This window comes from Bradyrhizobium lablabi (assembly GCF_018131005.1).
Taxonomy (GTDB): domain Bacteria; phylum Pseudomonadota; class Alphaproteobacteria; order Rhizobiales; family Xanthobacteraceae; genus Bradyrhizobium; species Bradyrhizobium lablabi_D.
In genome coordinates this window covers 554,709-571,067 of record NZ_JAFCJK010000002.1, presented here as the reverse complement: position 1 = coordinate 571,067, position 16,359 = coordinate 554,709, and the positions used below count along the sequence as shown (strand labels likewise).

Here is a 16,359-nt window from a genome sequence, read left to right as displayed (position 1 = left end):
GCGCGACGGCGATCAGTTCTTCTTCATGCCGTCGTCTTTCTTCATCATTCCGCCATCCTTCTTCATGGCATCGTCCTTCTTCATCATGCCGCCCTCTTTCTTCATTGCGTCCTTGGACATCGACTCCTTCTTCATCCCGTCGTCCTTGCCCATCTTGTCCTGGGCAAAAGCGGCGGGCGCAAACGCGAGGCTGAGCGAGAGAAGCGCGGCGGAGACGCCGAGGCCGATACGAGTGCTGGGGGTCATAGGTGGTCTTCCTCTGTGTGCTTAAATGCGAAGCGACGAATGCCACACTACCCACGACGCAGCAGCGCTGCCTGCTGTTACCTCAATAACAATCTGTTGAACCGTGCCGCTCCGGGGACGCCAGGCCGATCCGGCGCGCACGAGTGTTTGGCGGTATATTCGCGTAATCAGGCTGTAGTGTGCACTGCAACAGAATCGGGGCTTGCCGTCTTGGCCCGGCTCGCACTATCAGAGCGCCTCGAACTATCCGACTAGAGAAAAATCAGGCGAAGACCGGCTATGCTGCGGTCAACGCTCGGCCTAACGGCCACTTGCGAGTTATTCAAGGGAGAAACCATGCTTACACGTCGCCACGTCCTCGCCTCCGCCCTCGCCGCACCCGCCGTCCTGCGGATGGGCGTCGGGACAGCGCAAGCCGCCACCACGCTGAAGATCTCCCACCAGTTTCCCGGCGGCACCATCGAGAAGGGCGACTTCCGCGACCGCCTGTGCCGGATGTTTGCCGCCGAAGTAGCCAAGCGCTCCGGCGGAGAGATCGCGGCCGACGTCTATCCGAACTCCTCGTTGGTCAAGACGAACGCGCAGTTCTCCGCCATGCGCAAGGGCGCGCTCGATCTCAGCCTCTATCCGATGCCCTATGCCGGTGGCGAGTTGCCGGAGACCAATATCGGTCTGATGCCTGGTCTCGTCACGAACTACGACCAGGGGTTGCGCTGGAAGAAGGAGCCGGTCGGCAAGGCGTTGTCCGACTTCCTCGCCGATAAGGGAATTTTGCTCATCACCTGGGTCTGGCAGGCCGGCGGCGTCGCGAGCCGGTCCAAGGCGATCGTGGCCCCGGAAGACGCCAAGGGCCTGAAGGTTCGTGGCGGCTCGAAGGAGATGGACAGGGTATTGCAAACCGCCGGCGCTGCCGTGCTCACTTTGCCCTCCAACGAGCTTTACGCAGCGATGCAGACCGGCGCCTGCGACGCCGGCATCACCTCTTCCACCAGCCTGATCTCGTTCCGACTTGAAGAGGTCGCGAAATCGCTGACCTCGGGCGCCAAGGCCTCCTACTGGTTCATGCTGGAGCCGTTGATGATGTCGAAGGCGATCTTCGACAAGCTGCCGAAGAAGCAGCAGGACATCATCCTGGCCGTCGGCGCGGAGTTGGAGCCGTTCGGCCGCAAGGGCGCCCAGGATGACGATGCCGAGGTCTCCAACGTCTATGAGAAGGCGGGCGCCAAGGTCAGCACCCTTGACGCAGCGACCGTCGGCAAGTGGCGCGACATTGCGCGCGATACCGCCTGGAAGGAATATAGTGCTAAGACGGCAACCTCAGCGAACCTGCTGAAGCTCGCAACCGACGTCTCCGCATGATGCATGGTCCGATCGCGGATCAAACCGAAAGCCCAATCGCAGTCACGGACAACCCGCCCGTGGCTGCGCTCGGGCGCGTGCTGTCCGTCTGCAACAACATCATCGTGGTTCTCGCTGCGCTCGCCCTGATCGCAGCCTGCATCATCCTGAGCTACAGCGTACTCGGCCGCGCCCTCTTTCACAGCCCGAACTACTGGCAGGACGAGGCCGCGGTGTTCCTGCTTGTCGGCGCCACCTTCATGACCTCAGCCTACGTGCAGAGCCAGCGCGGCCATGTCAGCATCGAGGCCTTTGTCGGGCTGCTCTCGGCAAGAGCCAATGCCGTCCGGCTCTGGCTGGTTGATGTCGCGAGCTTTTTGTTCTGCGCCTTCTTCGCCTGGAAGTCATGGACGCTGGCTCACGAGGCCTATGTCGACGGTCAGGTCTCCAATTCGGTGTGGTCGCCGCCGCTCGCGATTCCCTATGTGCTGATGGCGCTCGGCATGACGCTTCTCTGCGTGCAAATCCTCCTGCAGATCATCGTTCCCCTGACTGGTGGCTCACGCCGATGACAGTGTTTGGCATCGGGGTTTCCTATGGGCTCGCCACCCTGCTCGCGATGTTTTCGGGCATGCCTATTGCGTTCGCGCTCGGCGCGGTCGCGGTGCTGTTCATGGCGATCTACATGCCGGGGGCCTCGCTCGATACCGTGACGCAGAACGTCTATGAAGAGATGGCCTCGATCACGCTGCTGTCGATCCCGCTGTTCATCCTCAAGGGTGCAGCGATCGGCAAATCCCGCGCCGGCCAGGATCTCTATTCGGCGTTGCACGCCTGGCTGCATCGCGTGCCCGGCGGCCTCGGCGTCGCCAACGTGTTCGCCTGCGCGCTGTTCGCCGCGATGGCCGGCTCTTCGCCCGCGACCTGCGCGGCAATCGGCTCCGCGGGTATCCCCGAAATGCGCAAACGCGGCTATTCCGGCGGTTTTGCCGCCGGGATCATCGCCGCCGGCGGCACGCTTGGCATTTTGCTGCCGCCCTCGATCACCATGATCCTGTTCGCGGTTGCCGCCGAAAAATCGCTTGGGCGGCTGTTCCTCGCCGGCATCGGGCCAGGACTGCTGCTGGTGACGCTGTTTGGACTCTACGCGGTCTACCGCTTCCGCAAGGAGTATGTCACAGCCAAGGCGGCCTACAGCGCGAGCGGGATCGATTCCGCGATCCTTCAGCGCGACGAATTCACCATGGCCGAACGTTTCAGTGCGCTGCCCCGGGTGCTCCCGTTTGTGCTGCTCCTGACCGGGGTGATGATCGCGCTCTATGGCGGCTACGCGACGCCGTCGGAGACCGCGGGTCTCGGCGGCCTGCTGGCGCTTGCCCTGATCGCCGCGATCTACAGCGTTTGGACGCCAAGCGATCTGGCGCCGATCATGAAGTCGACGATCCGCGACTCCACGATGCTGATGATGATCATCGGCATGTCGCTGCTCTATTCCTACGTGATGAGCTATTTGCACATCTCGCAGTCGGCGGCCGAAGCGATCATCGCCATGCATTTGCCGCGCTGGGAGCTGCTGTTCGCGATCCTCGTGATGGTGATCGTGCTCGGCTTCTTCCTGCCGCCGGTCTCGATCATCCTGATGACCGCGCCGATCATTCTGCCGCCGCTCCGCGCCGCCAATTTCGATATCATCTGGTTCGGCGTCGTCATGACCATCGTCATGGAGATGGGGTTGATCCACCCGCCGGTGGGCTTGAACATCTTCGTCATCCGCAACGTTGCGCCGGATATCCCCTTGAGCGAAGTGATCTGGGGTACGCTGCCCTTCGTGCTGCTGATGATGTTCGCGGTGCTGTTGCTCTGCTTCTTTCCGGAGATTTCCACTTGGCTGCCGGATCTCGTGATGGGGCCGGACGGCGGGCGATAGGAAAGCGAATCGCTAATGGAAGGTAGCGAATGGACTCCATTCGCTATTGGTCACTCGCCATTCGCTTGGATTTCGCATTGATTGCCGCCGCTACCCGGCTCACCGGCGGCCGGCCCAGCAATCCGGCGATTTCGTTCGTTGCAGTCAGCAACTTCTCCATATCCACGCCAGTTCCGATGCCCATGCCCTCGAGCATATAGACCACATCCTCCGTCGCCACATTTCCAGTCGCGCCGGGCGCGTAGGGGCAGCCGCCGAGACCGCCGGCGGCGGAATCGATGACACGGACTCCCTCCTCCATGCCGGCATAGAGATTGGCGAGCGCCTGGCCGTAGGTGTCGTGGAAATGCATCGCGAGATTGGCTGCCGGAATCTCAGCGCCGACCGCACGCAGCATCTGCTTCGCCTTGAGCGGCGTGCCTACGCCGATGGTGTCGCCGAGCGAAATCTCGTAGCAGCCGAGATCCCACAAGGTCTTTGCGAGATCGGCAACCGCCTTCGGGCTGATCTCGCCGTCGAACGGACATCCCAACACGCAGGAGACATAGCCGCGCACCCTGACGCCGTCGGCCCTGGCGCGCGCCAGGACCGGTTTGAACCGCTCGATCGACTCCGCGATCGAGCAATTGATGTTGGCGCGCGAAAAGCCCTCGGATGCTGCCGCGAAAACCGAGACCACCCCGGCGCCGGCCGCGCGTGCGGCGTCGTACCCCTTCTCGTTCGGCACCAGAACGTGAAATTCGGCGCCCTTGACATGGCTGACGCCGCGCAACACCTGATCCGAGTTCGCCATTTGCGGGATCGCCTTGGGCGAGACGAAAGCGCCGACTTCGACGGTCGTGAGTCCCGCAGCAACCAGCGCCTCGACGAAGGCGACGCGGGCTTCGACGCTGACGGAAGTCTTCTCGTTCTGGAGGCCGTCGCGCGGCCCCATCTCGATGATGCGTACCCGATCGCTCATGACGCCACCGAAGGCTCGACTTCAGCGAGTTCGACGCCCTCGCCGACGATGTCGCCGACCTTGCATTTGAGCCGCTTGAGGACGCCAGCATAGGGCGAGCGCAAGGTCTGCTCCATCTTCATCACTTCGAGCGTGAGGATCGCCGCGCCCTTCTCCAGGGTCGCGCCCTCCTGGGCTAGCAGCGCCACCACGGTGCCCGGCAGCGGCGCGACGATCTTGTCCTCGCCAACCTGCTCCTCGGTCTCGCCACCGAATGGATCCACCCAATGCAGGTCGAAGCGGCCACTACGCGTACGCAAATAAAGCTCATGGCCATCGATCACGGACGCGACGCGCGACTTGATGCCATTGAGCGTCAGGTCGAAACCCGTGTCATCGACTGACGAGGTGGTGAAGGTGAGTTCATGTCCGCCGACAGACAGGGTCGACGGGCCATGGCCATAGTGCAGCGTGATCTTCTGTTCGGCGCCGTGGCCCTGCCGGAAGGCAAAGACGCGCTGGCGGCGGCCGACCGGCATCCAGCCGAAGGTCTGCCAGGGTGAGCCGGCGTCTCTCTGCGCGGCCTTCTGCTCCTCATTCACGATCGCAGCCACCGCTGCGCAAAGTTCGAACTCGCCAGCCGCGCCCTTGTCCGCGGTCAGGTTCTTCAGCTCGCGTTCGATGAAGCCGGTATCGATCGCATTCGCCCGCGTGTCGGGATGCGTCACGAGCGCCGACAGGAACGGGATGTTGGTGACAATGCCGCGAACGTCGGTCTGCTCCAGCCCGCGATTGAGCTTCTCGATCGCGCCTTCGCGGGTTGGAGCCCAGGCGATTACCTTGGCGAGCATCGCGTCGTAATATGGCGACACGCTGTCGCCGCTTCGATAGCCGGCATCGATACGCAGGCCGTCGCCTACCGGAGGCGTGCGCCAGGTCTTGATCCGGCCGACCGAGGGCATGAAGTTCTTCTGCGGATTCTCCGCATAGACGCGCGCCTCGATGGCATGGCCGTTGAGCGCGATCTCGTCCTGCTGCAATGGCAGCGCTTCGCCAAAGGCGACGCGGAGCTGCCATTCGACGAGATCGACGCCGGTGATCAACTCGGTCACGGGATGCTCGACCTGCAGGCGCGTATTCATCTCGATGAAGAACACATCCTTGCCGTCGGATACGAACTCGATCGTGCCCGCGCCGACATAGTTGACCGCGCCGGCCGCCTTGCGCGCGGCCACGCACACTGTCTCGCGCTGCGAGGAATTCAGCGTCGGCGACGGCGCCTCCTCGATCACCTTCTGATGTCGCCGCTGCAGCGTGCATTCACGCTCCCAGAGCGAGAGCAGATTGCCATGGCTGTCGCCGATGATCTGTACCTCGATATGCCGGGGATTCTGGACGTATCTCTCGATCAGCATGCGGTCGTCGCCGAACGCCGCCTTGGCCTCGCGCTTGGCGCTGGTGATCGCAGCCGACAGTTCGGTCGCCGAATTGACCACGCGCATGCCGCGTCCGCCGCCGCCGGCGGAGGCCTTGACCAGCACCGGGAAGCCGATCCGGTTGGCGGCCTCCGCGAGCGTCGCCTCGTCCTGCGCCTCGCCGTGATAGCCCGGCACCAGGGGCACGCCGGCCTTCTCCATCAGCGCCTTCGAGCCGGATTTCGAGCCCATTGCCGTCATCATCTCGGCGGTCGGTCCGACAAACACCAGGCCGGCCTCGAGGCAGGCCTGCGCGAATTCAGCGTTCTCCGACAGGAAGCCGTAGCCGGGATGCACGGCCTCGGCGCCGGTATCGCGGGCCGCCGCGATCACCCGCTCGATGTTGAGGTAACTGTCACGTGCCCGCGCCGGCCCGAGCAGGACCGCCTCATCGGCAAGCGCAACGTGCATGGCATCGCGGTCTGCATCCGAATAGACGGCAACGGTGCGCAACCCCATCGCGCGCGCGGTGCGGATGACGCGGCAGGCGATTTCGCCGCGGTTGGCGATCAGAAGCGTGCGGAAGCGCCGGTAGAGTCTTGAGCGGTCCATCGTCACATCCTGAACAGGCCGAATTTCGTCGGTTCGAGCGGCGCATTGGCCGCGGCCGACAGGCCGAGCCCAAGCACCAACCGCGTGTCGGCGGGATCGATCACGCCGTCGTCCCAGAGCCGCGCAGTCGCGTAATAGGGATTGCCCTGGCTCTCATACTGAGCGCGGATGGGGCTGCGGAATTTCTCCTCCTCCTCAGCCGACCAGCTCTCGCCCTTGGCCTCGATGTTGTCGCGGCGCACCTGGCTCAGCACCATGGAGGCCTGCTCACCTCCCATTACGGAAATGCGGGCATTCGGCCACAGCCAGAGGAAACGGGGGCTGTAGGCGCGGCCGCACATGCCGTAATTGCCTGCGCCATACGAGCCGCCGATCACCACGGTGAATTTCGGCACACCGGCGGTCGCCACCGCCGTCACCAGCTTGGCGCCATCGCGCGCGATTCCGCCGGCCTCGTATTTCCTGCCGACCATGAAGCCCGTGATGTTCTGCAAGAACACCAGCGGGATGCCGCGCTGGCAGCACAGCTCGATGAAATGCGCGCCTTTCAGCGAACTCTCGCTGAACAGGATGCCGTTGTTGGCGATGATGCCGACCGGATAGCCCCAGATGTGGGCAAACCCGCAAATCAGCGTGGTGCCGTAAAGCTTCTTGAATTCGTCGAATTCCGAGCCGTCGACGATCCGCGCGATGATGTCGTGCACGTCGAACGGCTTGCGGCCGTCGGCGGAGACTACGCCATAGATCTCGTCCGCCGCGAACAGCGGCTCCCGAGCCTCGCGCATGTTCAGGTTCGCGCGCACCGGCTGCTTCAGCGTGGCGACGATGCGACGCGCGATCCCGATCGCGTGGGCATCGTTCTGGGCGTAATGGTCGGTCACGCCGGACTGCCGCGAATGCACGTCGGCGCCGCCAAGCTCTTCGGCAGTAACGACCTCGCCGGTCGCGGCCTTCACCAGCGGCGGTCCGCCGAGGAAGATCGTGCCCTGGTTGCGCACGATGATGCTCTCGTCCGACATCGCTGGCACATAGGCACCCCCGGCGGTGCAGGAGCCCATCACGATCGCGATCTGCGGAATGCCGGCCGCGGACATCTGCGCCTGATTGTAGAAGATGCGGCCAAAATGCCGCTCGTCCGGAAAGATCTCGTCCTGCATCGGCAGGAAGGCGCCGCCGGAATCGACCATGTAGACGCAGGGCAGATTGTTCTGCCGCGCGATGTCCTGCGCCCGCAGATGCTTCTTCACGGTCATCGGATAGTAGGTGCCGCCCTTGATGGTGGCATCGTTGGCGACGACAATGCATTCCCTGCCCGAGATGCGTCCGACCCCGGTAACGATGCTCGCCGAATGCACATCCCCTCCATAGAGTCCATGGGCGGCGAGCGGCGACAGTTCCAGGAACGCGGTGCCGGAATCGAGCAGGAGATCGACGCGGTCACGCGCCAGCATCTTGCCGCGCGAGGTGTGACGGGCGCGGGACGCCTTGCCGCCGCCTCCGGCGACCTGATTGAGCTTGTCGCGAAGTTCCACGACCAGGCTGCGCATCACGTCCGCGTTGCGGGCAAATTCGGTGGATGTGGGATCGATCGTCGACTGAAGCGGCATGTGGCTTTGCGTGTCTCGCTGGAGGTATCGGGGCCGTCGGGACTGTCCGAAAATAGATTATCGCGCCAAGACGCGCGATAATCCGTGCAGCCTCACGCCGTCTTGTCGAACAGCTCGCGGCCGATCAGCATGCGGCGGATCTCGCTGGTACCGGCGCCGATCTCGTAGAGCTTGGCGTCGCGCAACAGCCTGCCGGTGGGGTAGTCGTTGATGTAGCCGTTGCCGCCGAGCAGCTGGATCGCATCGAGCGCGCATTGGGTGGCCTTCTCGGCGGCATAGAGGATGGCTCCGGCGGCGTCCTCGCGGGTGGTCTCGCCGCGGTCGCAGGCCTTGGCGACCGCGTAGACGTAAGCGCGCGCGGCGTTCATCGTGGTGTAGATGTCGGCGACCTTGCCCTGCACCAGCTGGAAGGTCCCGATCGGCTGGCCGAACTGCTTGCGTTCGTGGACGTAGGGCAGCACCACGTCCATGCAGGCCTGCATGATGCCGATCGGCCCCGCCGCCAGCACCGCGCGCTCATAGTCGAGGCCGCTCATCAGCACGCCGACGCCGCGGCCGACCTCGCCGAGCACGTTCTCGGCCGGCACCTCGCAATCCTCGAACACGAGCTCGCAGGTGTCGGAACCGCGCATGCCGAGCTTGTCGAGCTTCTGCGCGGTGGCGAACCCCTTCATGCCACGCTCGATGAGGAAGGCTGTGATGCCTCGCGGACCCGCATTCGGATCGGTCTTGGCATAGACCACGAGCGTATCGGCGACCGGCCCGTTGGTGATCCACATCTTGTTGCCGTTGAGCACGAAGCGGTCGCCCTTCTGCTCGGCGCGGGTCTTCATCGCGACCACGTCGGAGCCGGCCGCCGGTTCCGACATCGCCAGTGATCCGACATGCTCGCCCGAGATCAACTTCGGCAAATATTTGCGCTTCTGCGCCGCGTTGCCGTTGCGACGGATCTGGTTGACGCAGAGGTTGGAATGGGCGCCATAGGACAGGCCGACCGAAGCGGAAGCGCGCGAGATCTCCTCGACCGCGACGCAATGCTCGAGATAGCCGAGGCCCGAGCCGCCAAACTCCTCCTCGACCGTGATGCCATGCAGGCCGAGCGCGCCGATCTTCGGCCAGAGGTCGCGCGGGAAGGTGTTGCTGCGGTCGATCTCGGCCGCACGCGGCGCGATCTCGTTGCTGGCAAAATCATGGACGGTTTCGCGGATCGCGTCCGCAGTTTCGCCAAGGTCGAAATTGAACATTGCCGCCTGGTTCGACGCCATGATCCCTCCCGTCAATTTCCTCTTGCAATTAAACGATCATACGTTCTTTTATTGTAAGCGCAAGCAGCCATTCCGTCATCGCTCCCACGCTGCGCGCAGCACATTGAATCTGCTGCGATTTCATGCAATAAATATACGGTCGTTCGCTCGTTTCCTTGCGACCGGCGTCCGTTTCCGAGGCTCTGATGGCACGCACGATCGGCTCATTTGGCCCCAAGACGCTCGAGGCGATCCGCAAGGCGGGCGTTCGCCTGATCTTCGAGCATGGCTATGAGGCGATGAGCCTGCGCCAGCTCGCCGCCGAGGTCGGGATCCAGGTCGGTTCACTCTACAACCATATCAGCACCAAGCAGGAATTGTTGTTCGACCTGGTGCAGGACCACATCAACGACTTGCTACGCGAACTCGATCTCGCGCTGGAGGGAAGGACCGATCCTGCCGACCAGCTTCGCGCCTTCGTCGCCTTCCACGTCACTTATCACATGAGCCGCAAGCGCGAGGTCTTCATCGCGAATTCCGAGCTGCGCAGCCTCGAATCGAAGAACTACGACGCAGTGGTGTCATTGCGCGGAGCCTACGAACAGCGGCTGGCGCGGATTCTCGCGGATGGCGTGTCCGAGGGCGCCTTCGAGGTCGTCGACATACAGGTCGCGACCTTTGCGATCCTGGCGCTCTTGACCGGGCTTTGCACCTGGTACCGCCCCGGCGGCCGGTTGACCAAGGAGGCGATCATCGCAGCCCATGAGAAGCTCGTGCTGTCGGGCGTCGCGTCACCGGCGTTGGCCGGCCAGGCACGCAAGGGCGGTAAACGGCCGCGCGGCGTTGCGGTCGGCTAGCCTTCATGACGGGCCGTCAACAGCTCGATGACATCGACCTGCGGATCCTGTCCGAACTGCAGAGGGACGGCCGTATCAGGATCAATGAACTGGCGGCTCGCGTCGGTATCACCGCCCCGCCCTGCCTGCGCCGGGTCAGGACGCTGCAAAGAAGCGGCGCGATCCGGGCGATCCGCGCCGCGCTTGATGAGCGGCGGCTCGGCTATGAGGTGACCACCTTCGTTCTGATCCAGCTCGAAAGCCAGACGCTGCCGGTCATCGAGGCGTTCGAGGCCGCAATTGCGGCCGTGCCGCGCTTCCTGCAATGCTGGCGGATCTCGGGCGATGCCGACTTCATGCTCAGATGCGTCGCGCCTGATGTCGAGGACATGCGGCAACAATTGCTGCAATTCGCCGCGCTGCCGAATGTCCGCAAAATAAGAAGCTTCCCGGTACTCGGCGTCTCAAAGGACGCACCATTGCCGATACCGGGGCACCGGCCCACACCGGATTGAGCGGCCCAGGCGGCGGCTAGTGGGTCCACGGCTCCCAGCGGCGGAAGGCGAAATTGTCGGCGTAGGCGATCTGACGGTAGGCCGAGTCCTGCGGCTCGATTACCTGGTAGGCGATGCCCTTGCGCTCGCAATAAGCGATCGCCTCTTCCTTTGTCTCAAAGTGGAGCGTGAGCTGCTGCTTCATGTCGCTGGACGAGGTCCAGCCCATCAAAGGCTCGACCGTCCGCGGCAGTTCGGGCTCGTAATCCAGTTGCCATTCCTTGGTTATGGCTCGTCCCGATTGCATCGCGTTTTTTGCGGGCTTAAAAATGCGTGCGGTCATGGATGGTCGAGTCCCTTGGGATGTGCGACATGGAAGCAATTGGAGGAAACCGCCGGGATAGTATAGAGACACCGTTCAAGGATTTGATCGGTGATTCCCTACGCTCGGAGGTTACCCTCGTCGGATCGGTATAGTCATTCTACCGCGCTGTGACAATCTTGGCCGTGGTGATTGCCGCGGCCGGCGGCGCGGCCCCAGAAAAGCATTCACCTCGAAGCGGCTTTGCCATGGAAATCCACGCCACACTCCCCGAAAAAGGACGCGACCTCCGGCTGGACCTGTTCCGCGGAGTCGCCAACTGGGCGATCTACCTCGATCACATTCCCGACAATATCGTGAACTGGATCACGACGCGGAATTACGGGTTCAGCGACGCCGCCGACTTGTTCGTCTTCATCTCCGGCTATACTGCCTCCTTCGTCTACGCCCGCATGATGCTCGAGCGCGGCTTCATCGTCGGTGCCACGCGGTTGACCAAGCGCGTCTGGCAGCTCTACGTCGCCCACATCATTCTGTTCGTGATCTATATCGCCTCGATCAGCTACCTGGCGCTGCGCTTCGGCGATTCCGAGATGATCAACGAGTTCAACGTCGCAGGCCTCGTCGACAACGCGACCGAGACGCTGCGGCAGGGGCTGCTCCTGAAATTCAAGCCGGTCAATCTCGACGTGCTACCGCTTTACATCGTGCTGATGGGGCTCTTCCCGCCGGTGCTGTGGTTCATGCTGCGGCAGCCGAACTGGACCATGGCGGTCTCGATCGCGCTGTGGCTGGTTTCGCGGCAGTTCGGCTGGAACCTGCCGGCCTACCCGGCCGGAACCTGGTACTTCAATCCGTTCGCCTGGCAAGTGCTGTTCGTGTTCGGCGCCTGGTGCGCACTCGGCGGCGCGCGCAAGAACATGGAGCTCATCAACTCGCCCTACACCCTCTATTTCTGCATCGCCTACATGATCTTCGCGCTGGTCATGACCATGGCCGGACGCTTCCCCGACTTCGGCGCGATGTTTCCGCAGTGGCTCTATTCGGCCTTCAATCCGAACGACAAGACCAATCTCGCGCCCTATCGCTTCCTGCACTTCGTGGTAATCGTGATCCTGGTGATCCGCTTCATCCCGAAGGACTGGCCCGCGCTGGAGTGGCGGATATTCGATCCGGTGATCGTCTGCGGCCAGCAGTCGCTCGCCGTGTTCTGCGTCGGCGTATTCCTGTCCTTCGTCGGTCATTTCGAGCTGTCGATGAGCTCGGGCTCGCTGTTTGCGCAGATCTTCGTCAGTATCTCCGGCATCGCGATCATGACGATCGTGGCCTACTACATCTCCTGGTCGAAGCGGCAGGATAAGCCAGTCAAGCCGCCGGCGCCGAAGCCGGCCTGACCGTCTTGCCTCACTTGCCCGGTGTCCGGCCTTTGCCACCCGGTTGGTCGTTGCGCCATCTGCCCTTCGACGAGAACCCCTCCCAGTTGGCGGTCCAGCGATATTCGACGGCTGGCGCCTTTGCTAAGCCGTCCTGACTTCGCGGTCCCTGGAGGGCAAACGTGGCGCCCTGCGGGTCGAAGCAACGGACGATCCAGCTGCCGTCCGGCAGCCCCAGCGGCCCCTCGTAGATTTGTCCGCCGCCGATCTTCACCCGATCAATGGCCGCGTCGACGTCGTCAACATTGAAGTAGTAGAGCCAGAACGGGATCGGCTCGAGCGGCCGCTTGTTGAAGATTCCACCTGCGGTCTGCCCGCCGGCCGAGAACAACTGATAGGGTTCGACCGAAGCGAGATCCTCCGCAGCTTGTTTCCAGCCGAAAACTTCACTGTAGAACCGAAAGGCCTTTCGCCAATCCGCGGCGAGCAATTCATGCCAGCCGACACGCCAGAACGCGTCGAGGTCAGCGATCGAAAGCGCAGCGATGCTCAAACCATTTACCAATCCAAGCGTCGCTCGTTGTGGATCGGCAACGATGGAGATGCGGCCAATGTTGGTGCTCGTCGGCGGCACATAGATGGCACCGCCAAGTTTTTGAATCCGGTCGACGGTTGCGTCGAGATCGCTGACGCCGACATAGCCGATCCATCTCGGTGTCGCGCCCTGGCGCCTCCCCTCTTCCGGCAGCTCCATCAAACCGCTTCTGGGAAGGTCGCCTGAAATGAACAAGCTGTACGGAAGTTCGGGCGTGGACGCATCCTTCGTCTCCCACCCGAGTATGCTGCCGTAAAAAGCGCTGGCCTCAGCCACGTCCGTGGCTAAAAGTTCGTACCAGACGAAGCTCGCCCCCTCATCCAACATGTCGAACCTCGTCTTCATGGCAATCGCAGTGCAGCATCAAGCGTCTCGTGAATGATGGTGGCCGTGTGACAGAATCGGCTGTCAATTTGTTCATCAACATGAACCACAGCATCAACTAGGAACCTGATACACGATGCAGTGTTGAGCGTCTGCGCGGCGAGCCTTGCATGGTGCAATCGCGCGGCGTAAAAATGGGCGGGGTTGAACAGTTTCTACAGGAATGGAGGATGCGACTATGCCACGGGTGAAGCAAGCCCCTAAGCGGAAGCGTGTGACCAAAGCCGCCGTGCCCGCGTTGGGTGCCGCCGGATTGACTTTCTCACTGGTTGGAAGCGCATCCGCATCCGCAGTGCCAACGGCCGACGCCCCGCAGACTCCGAACTATGCACCGACACATGCTATCACGCTCGGCGAAGAAGAAATCGCCGATGTCAGCCTGGCAACATTCCACCTGTTCGACAAGGAAGACGCCGAGGCCGGCGTGCAGCTTGCATGGCGCGGATGCGGCGGTTGCCGCGGATGTCGGGGATGCGCCGGTTGCCGCGCCTGCCGCGCTTGCCGCTGCGGTGGTTGTGGTGGTTGCGGATGGGGAGGCGGCGGCTGCTGCCTGTCGTGGGGCGCCTGCCGCCTTTGCTGAGCCAATCAAAATCTCGTTGACGAAAATTGATCGTCGTGGCCGGGTTCGACACAGGTCGACCCGGCCATTTCATGTTGTCCATGTGTCATTAAGCGACACGCCTTGGGCAAGCGCGCCGGGATCGTGAGATCAACGCTCCACGTGATCGGAGACACCGGCCGCCGGGGCTGCACAGGAACGAACCTTTGCCAGGAAAATCCACTCAGCAAGCCGCCAGGGACGTATTGCAGTTCGCACCGAATTTTACGGCCTATGTGCTGCCTCCGGATGTCGTCTGCCTCTATTCCGAGGACCGGAAATTCTTTCTTCATGGGGAGCTTTATTGCGCGCTTGCCTCCGCAATCGGCGCGAACGGAAGCAGCGTCGCCAGGCTCGTTGCGGACCTCGGGCGAAGGTTTCCGTCCGACAAGATCAACGAAGCCATCGCGCGGCTGCGCGAACGACGCTATGTGATCTCGAAGCCGTCAAGTCCGGGCAACGCCGTCGATGGGCTTTGGGCGAGCCTCGGCCTGCCCGGCGCGGTCGCGAAGCAAAACCTGCAGAACTGCCGCGTGCGGCTTGAGGCGATCGACGTCAAGGGCGCGGCCGAATTGAGCAAGGCGCTGACGGATCTGGGTGTCCGCATCGTCAAGACGTCACCCGATCTCACGATCACACTGGTGAACGATTATCTTGACAGGCGGCTGGCCGAACGTAACCAGCAGCGCGTGTCCGGTAAGTCCGCGTGGTTGCTGGTGCAGCCTTCCGGCGTGTTTCCCCTGGTCGGGCCGGTGTTCAAGCCGGGCGAGAGCGCGTGCTGGACTTGCCTGTTCGATCGGATGATCCGCAACCGCGAGATCAAGGGATTTCTTGACCGCGGCGCGGCCCGACCCATTGCCGTTTCTCCCCTTGCGCAGCACACGGTTGGGCAGAGCGCCATCCAGTTTGCGGCGGTTGAAGTCGCCAAGGCGATCGCCAGCGGCTTCCGCACCGATCTGCGCAATCACATCCTGAGCCTCGACCTCCTGGGCTCGACCATCGCCAGGCACTACGTGGCAGCGCGCCCGCAATGTCCGACCTGCGGCAACAAGAAGCTGCAAAATCCGCGGCGATCAGCACAGCCGATCGAATTGGGGCCGGGCGCCAGGCTTGTCATGACCAGCGGCGGCTATCGCACCGTATCGTCGCGCACCACGGTCGCGCGATTCAAGAAGCATGTCAGCCCACTCACCGGCGTGGTAACACGGCTGGAGCGGATCGAGGTCGATCTGCCGATGAACACCAATTTCTACGCCCAGCATAATTTTTCCGCACCGGCGCACAATATCGACCAACTCCGCTCAGGGCTGAGCGGCGGCAGTTTCGGAAAAGGCAGCACGGCCGAGCAAGGCGAGGCTAGCGCGCTGATGGAGGCGATCGAGCGCTATTCTGGAATCTTTCAAGGAGACGAGATCCGGATACGAAAGCGCTTCACCGACTTTCCGCCGGGCGATGCCATTCGTCCCAACGACATCCTGCTCTTCAGCGACGAGCAGTACCGCACCCGCGCGCTGCCGAACCACCACGATACGCACCACACCCAACCGGCCCCGGATCCGTTTGATCCGTCCGCCAAAATCGAATGGTCGCCGGTCTGGTCGCTGCGCGACAAGCGGTTCAAGCAGATTCCGACCAGCCTGCTGTATTTCTTCTACGACGGTCCCGCCGCCTTCGCCGCCGATTCCAACGGCTGTGCGGCCGGCAATACGCGCGAGGAAGCGATCGTACAGGGCTTCCTCGAACTGATGGAGCGCGATGCCTACGCGATCTGGTGGTACAACCGATCGCAACGGGCCGAAGTCGATCTCAACCAATTCGACGATTCCTACGTCCGTGACCTCAAGACCCAGCTCGAGGAGTCCGGCCGCCGGCTCTGGGTGCTCGATATCACAAGCGACCTCGGCGTCCCGACCTATGTCGCGATCGTGCACTGGATGCAGAACGGACAGGAAAACATCGAGTTCGGTTCGGGCGCTCACTTCGATCCGCGCATCGCGTTGCTGCGATCGTTGACAGAGCTGAACCAGTTTCTTTCGATCGGCCTGATGGGCGGCGGCAGCGGCGAAAAGCCGAGCCTCGACGGTGTCAATCCGCTGCGGCTTGAGGAATATCCGTTCCTGATTCCAAGCTCCAATCCGACCATCCCCCCGGCCAACGCATCAAAGGTGCCGCTCGACAACACGCGTGCGCAGGTGGACGCCTGCGTCGACATCGCCGAGCGTGCCGGCCTCGACTTTCTCGTCCTCGATCAGACCCGGCCTGACGTAGAGGTCCCCGTGGTCCGGGTCATCGTCCCCGGCATGCGTCATTTCTACCGCCGCTTCGGTCCGGGACGGCTCTATGATGTGCCCGTCAAGCTCGGCTTGCGCGACCGGCCGTCACTGGAAAGCGAATTGACGCCATTCCTCCCCCACACCTGAGGTGATGC

14 protein-coding genes are annotated in these 16,359 nt (G+C 62.8%); 7 read left to right on the top strand and 7 right to left on the bottom strand.

Features of this window, described 5'->3' with window-relative positions; all coding sequences use genetic code 11:
• Nucleotides 1-12: 12 nt before the first annotated feature.
• Nucleotides 13-246 carry a pentapeptide MXKDX repeat protein gene (locus JQ553_RS07695; protein ID WP_212499293.1) on the bottom strand — a complete coding sequence of 78 codons (234 nt, stop codon included), beginning with the start codon at nt 244-246 and terminating at the stop codon, nt 13-15.
• Between the two features lie 336 nt (nt 247-582).
• On the opposite strand from JQ553_RS07695, the gene dctP reads away from it, so the two are divergent.
• From dctP to JQ553_RS07680, 3 genes are read left to right on the top strand one after another with little or no spacing between them, the layout of a single operon-like run.
• On the top strand, nt 583-1,605 hold the full coding sequence (gene dctP, locus JQ553_RS07690; RefSeq protein ID WP_212499292.1) for a TRAP transporter substrate-binding protein DctP: 1,023 nt from the start codon (nt 583-585) through the stop codon (nt 1,603-1,605).
• On the top strand, nt 1,605-2,156 hold the full coding sequence (locus JQ553_RS07685) for a TRAP transporter small permease (RefSeq protein ID WP_409363046.1): 552 nt from the start codon (nt 1,605-1,607) through the stop codon (nt 2,154-2,156). The genes dctP and JQ553_RS07685 overlap by 1 nt, the downstream gene beginning before the upstream one ends.
• A complete protein-coding gene (locus tag JQ553_RS07680; protein ID WP_212499290.1) occupies nt 2,153-3,511 on the top strand; it encodes a TRAP transporter large permease in 1,359 nt (452 codons plus the stop codon). The genes JQ553_RS07685 and JQ553_RS07680 overlap by 4 nt, the downstream gene beginning before the upstream one ends.
• A gap of 43 nt (nt 3,512-3,554) precedes the next feature.
• Here the strand turns inward: JQ553_RS07680 and JQ553_RS07675 are convergent, their stop codons facing one another.
• From JQ553_RS07675 to JQ553_RS07660, 4 genes are all read right to left on the bottom strand, one after another.
• Nucleotides 3,555-4,472: a hydroxymethylglutaryl-CoA lyase gene (locus JQ553_RS07675; RefSeq protein WP_212499289.1), complete on the bottom strand. Its 918-nt coding sequence runs from the start codon at nt 4,470-4,472 to the stop codon at nt 3,555-3,557.
• The gene (locus tag JQ553_RS07670) at nt 4,469-6,478 is read right to left on the bottom strand and encodes an acetyl/propionyl/methylcrotonyl-CoA carboxylase subunit alpha (RefSeq protein ID WP_212499288.1); all 2,010 of its coding nucleotides are present in this window, start codon (nt 6,476-6,478) and stop codon (nt 4,469-4,471) included. Before JQ553_RS07670 ends, JQ553_RS07675 begins: the two co-directional genes overlap by 4 nt.
• A gap of 2 nt (nt 6,479-6,480) precedes the next feature.
• Nucleotides 6,481-8,085, bottom strand: coding sequence for a carboxyl transferase domain-containing protein (locus JQ553_RS07665; protein WP_212499287.1), 1,605 nt, complete (start codon nt 8,083-8,085; stop codon nt 6,481-6,483).
• Nucleotides 8,086-8,177: 92 nt separating this feature from the next.
• Complete coding sequence (locus JQ553_RS07660; RefSeq protein ID WP_212499286.1) at nt 8,178-9,350, bottom strand: isovaleryl-CoA dehydrogenase; 1,173 nt, start codon at nt 9,348-9,350, stop codon at nt 8,178-8,180.
• A 185-nt stretch (nt 9,351-9,535) separates the two neighbouring features.
• On the opposite strand from JQ553_RS07660, the gene JQ553_RS07655 reads away from it, so the two are divergent.
• On the top strand, nt 9,536-10,186 hold the full coding sequence (locus JQ553_RS07655) for a TetR/AcrR family transcriptional regulator (RefSeq protein ID WP_249144022.1): 651 nt from the start codon (nt 9,536-9,538) through the stop codon (nt 10,184-10,186).
• 5 nt (nt 10,187-10,191) lie between these two features.
• On the top strand, nt 10,192-10,680 hold the full coding sequence (locus JQ553_RS07650; protein WP_212499285.1) for an Lrp/AsnC family transcriptional regulator: 489 nt from the start codon (nt 10,192-10,194) through the stop codon (nt 10,678-10,680).
• 16 nt (nt 10,681-10,696) lie between these two features.
• Here the strand turns inward: JQ553_RS07650 and JQ553_RS07645 are convergent, their stop codons facing one another.
• Nucleotides 10,697-11,002: an ETC complex I subunit gene (locus JQ553_RS07645; RefSeq protein WP_212499284.1), complete on the bottom strand. Its 306-nt coding sequence runs from the start codon at nt 11,000-11,002 to the stop codon at nt 10,697-10,699.
• A 227-nt stretch (nt 11,003-11,229) separates the two neighbouring features.
• On the opposite strand from JQ553_RS07645, the gene JQ553_RS07640 reads away from it, so the two are divergent.
• On the top strand, nt 11,230-12,375 hold the full coding sequence (locus JQ553_RS07640; RefSeq protein WP_212499283.1) for an OpgC domain-containing protein: 1,146 nt from the start codon (nt 11,230-11,232) through the stop codon (nt 12,373-12,375).
• Nucleotides 12,376-12,385: 10 nt separating this feature from the next.
• Here JQ553_RS07640 and JQ553_RS07635 read toward each other — a convergent pair whose 3' ends face one another.
• A complete protein-coding gene (locus JQ553_RS07635) occupies nt 12,386-13,294 on the bottom strand; it encodes a VOC family protein (protein ID WP_212499282.1) in 909 nt (302 codons plus the stop codon).
• A gap of 804 nt (nt 13,295-14,098) precedes the next feature.
• On the opposite strand from JQ553_RS07635, the gene JQ553_RS07630 reads away from it, so the two are divergent.
• On the top strand, nt 14,099-16,351 hold the full coding sequence (locus JQ553_RS07630; protein WP_249144021.1) for a TOMM precursor leader peptide-binding protein: 2,253 nt from the start codon (nt 14,099-14,101) through the stop codon (nt 16,349-16,351).
• The last annotated feature ends 8 nt before the right edge of the window (nt 16,352-16,359 follow it).

Coding starts and splice junctions, on each gene's coding strand:
- JQ553_RS07695 (WP_212499293.1), bottom strand. CDS start 246: ATGACCCCCAGCACTCGTATCGGCCTCGGCGTCTCCGCCGCGCTTCTC.
- dctP (WP_212499292.1), top strand. CDS start 583: ATGCTTACACGTCGCCACGTCCTCGCCTCCGCCCTCGCCGCACCCGCC.
- JQ553_RS07685 (WP_409363046.1), top strand. CDS start 1,605: ATGCATGGTCCGATCGCGGATCAAACCGAAAGCCCAATCGCAGTCACG.
- JQ553_RS07680 (WP_212499290.1), top strand. CDS start 2,153: ATGACAGTGTTTGGCATCGGGGTTTCCTATGGGCTCGCCACCCTGCTC.
- JQ553_RS07675 (WP_212499289.1), bottom strand. CDS start 4,472: ATGAGCGATCGGGTACGCATCATCGAGATGGGGCCGCGCGACGGCCTC.
- JQ553_RS07670 (WP_212499288.1), bottom strand. CDS start 6,478: ATGGACCGCTCAAGACTCTACCGGCGCTTCCGCACGCTTCTGATCGCC.
- JQ553_RS07665 (WP_212499287.1), bottom strand. CDS start 8,085: ATGCCGCTTCAGTCGACGATCGATCCCACATCCACCGAATTTGCCCGC.
- JQ553_RS07660 (WP_212499286.1), bottom strand. CDS start 9,350: ATGGCGTCGAACCAGGCGGCAATGTTCAATTTCGACCTTGGCGAAACT.
- JQ553_RS07655 (WP_249144022.1), top strand. CDS start 9,536: ATGGCACGCACGATCGGCTCATTTGGCCCCAAGACGCTCGAGGCGATC.
- JQ553_RS07650 (WP_212499285.1), top strand. CDS start 10,192: ATGACGGGCCGTCAACAGCTCGATGACATCGACCTGCGGATCCTGTCC.
- JQ553_RS07645 (WP_212499284.1), bottom strand. CDS start 11,002: ATGACCGCACGCATTTTTAAGCCCGCAAAAAACGCGATGCAATCGGGA.
- JQ553_RS07640 (WP_212499283.1), top strand. CDS start 11,230: ATGGAAATCCACGCCACACTCCCCGAAAAAGGACGCGACCTCCGGCTG.
- JQ553_RS07635 (WP_212499282.1), bottom strand. CDS start 13,294: ATGAAGACGAGGTTCGACATGTTGGATGAGGGGGCGAGCTTCGTCTGG.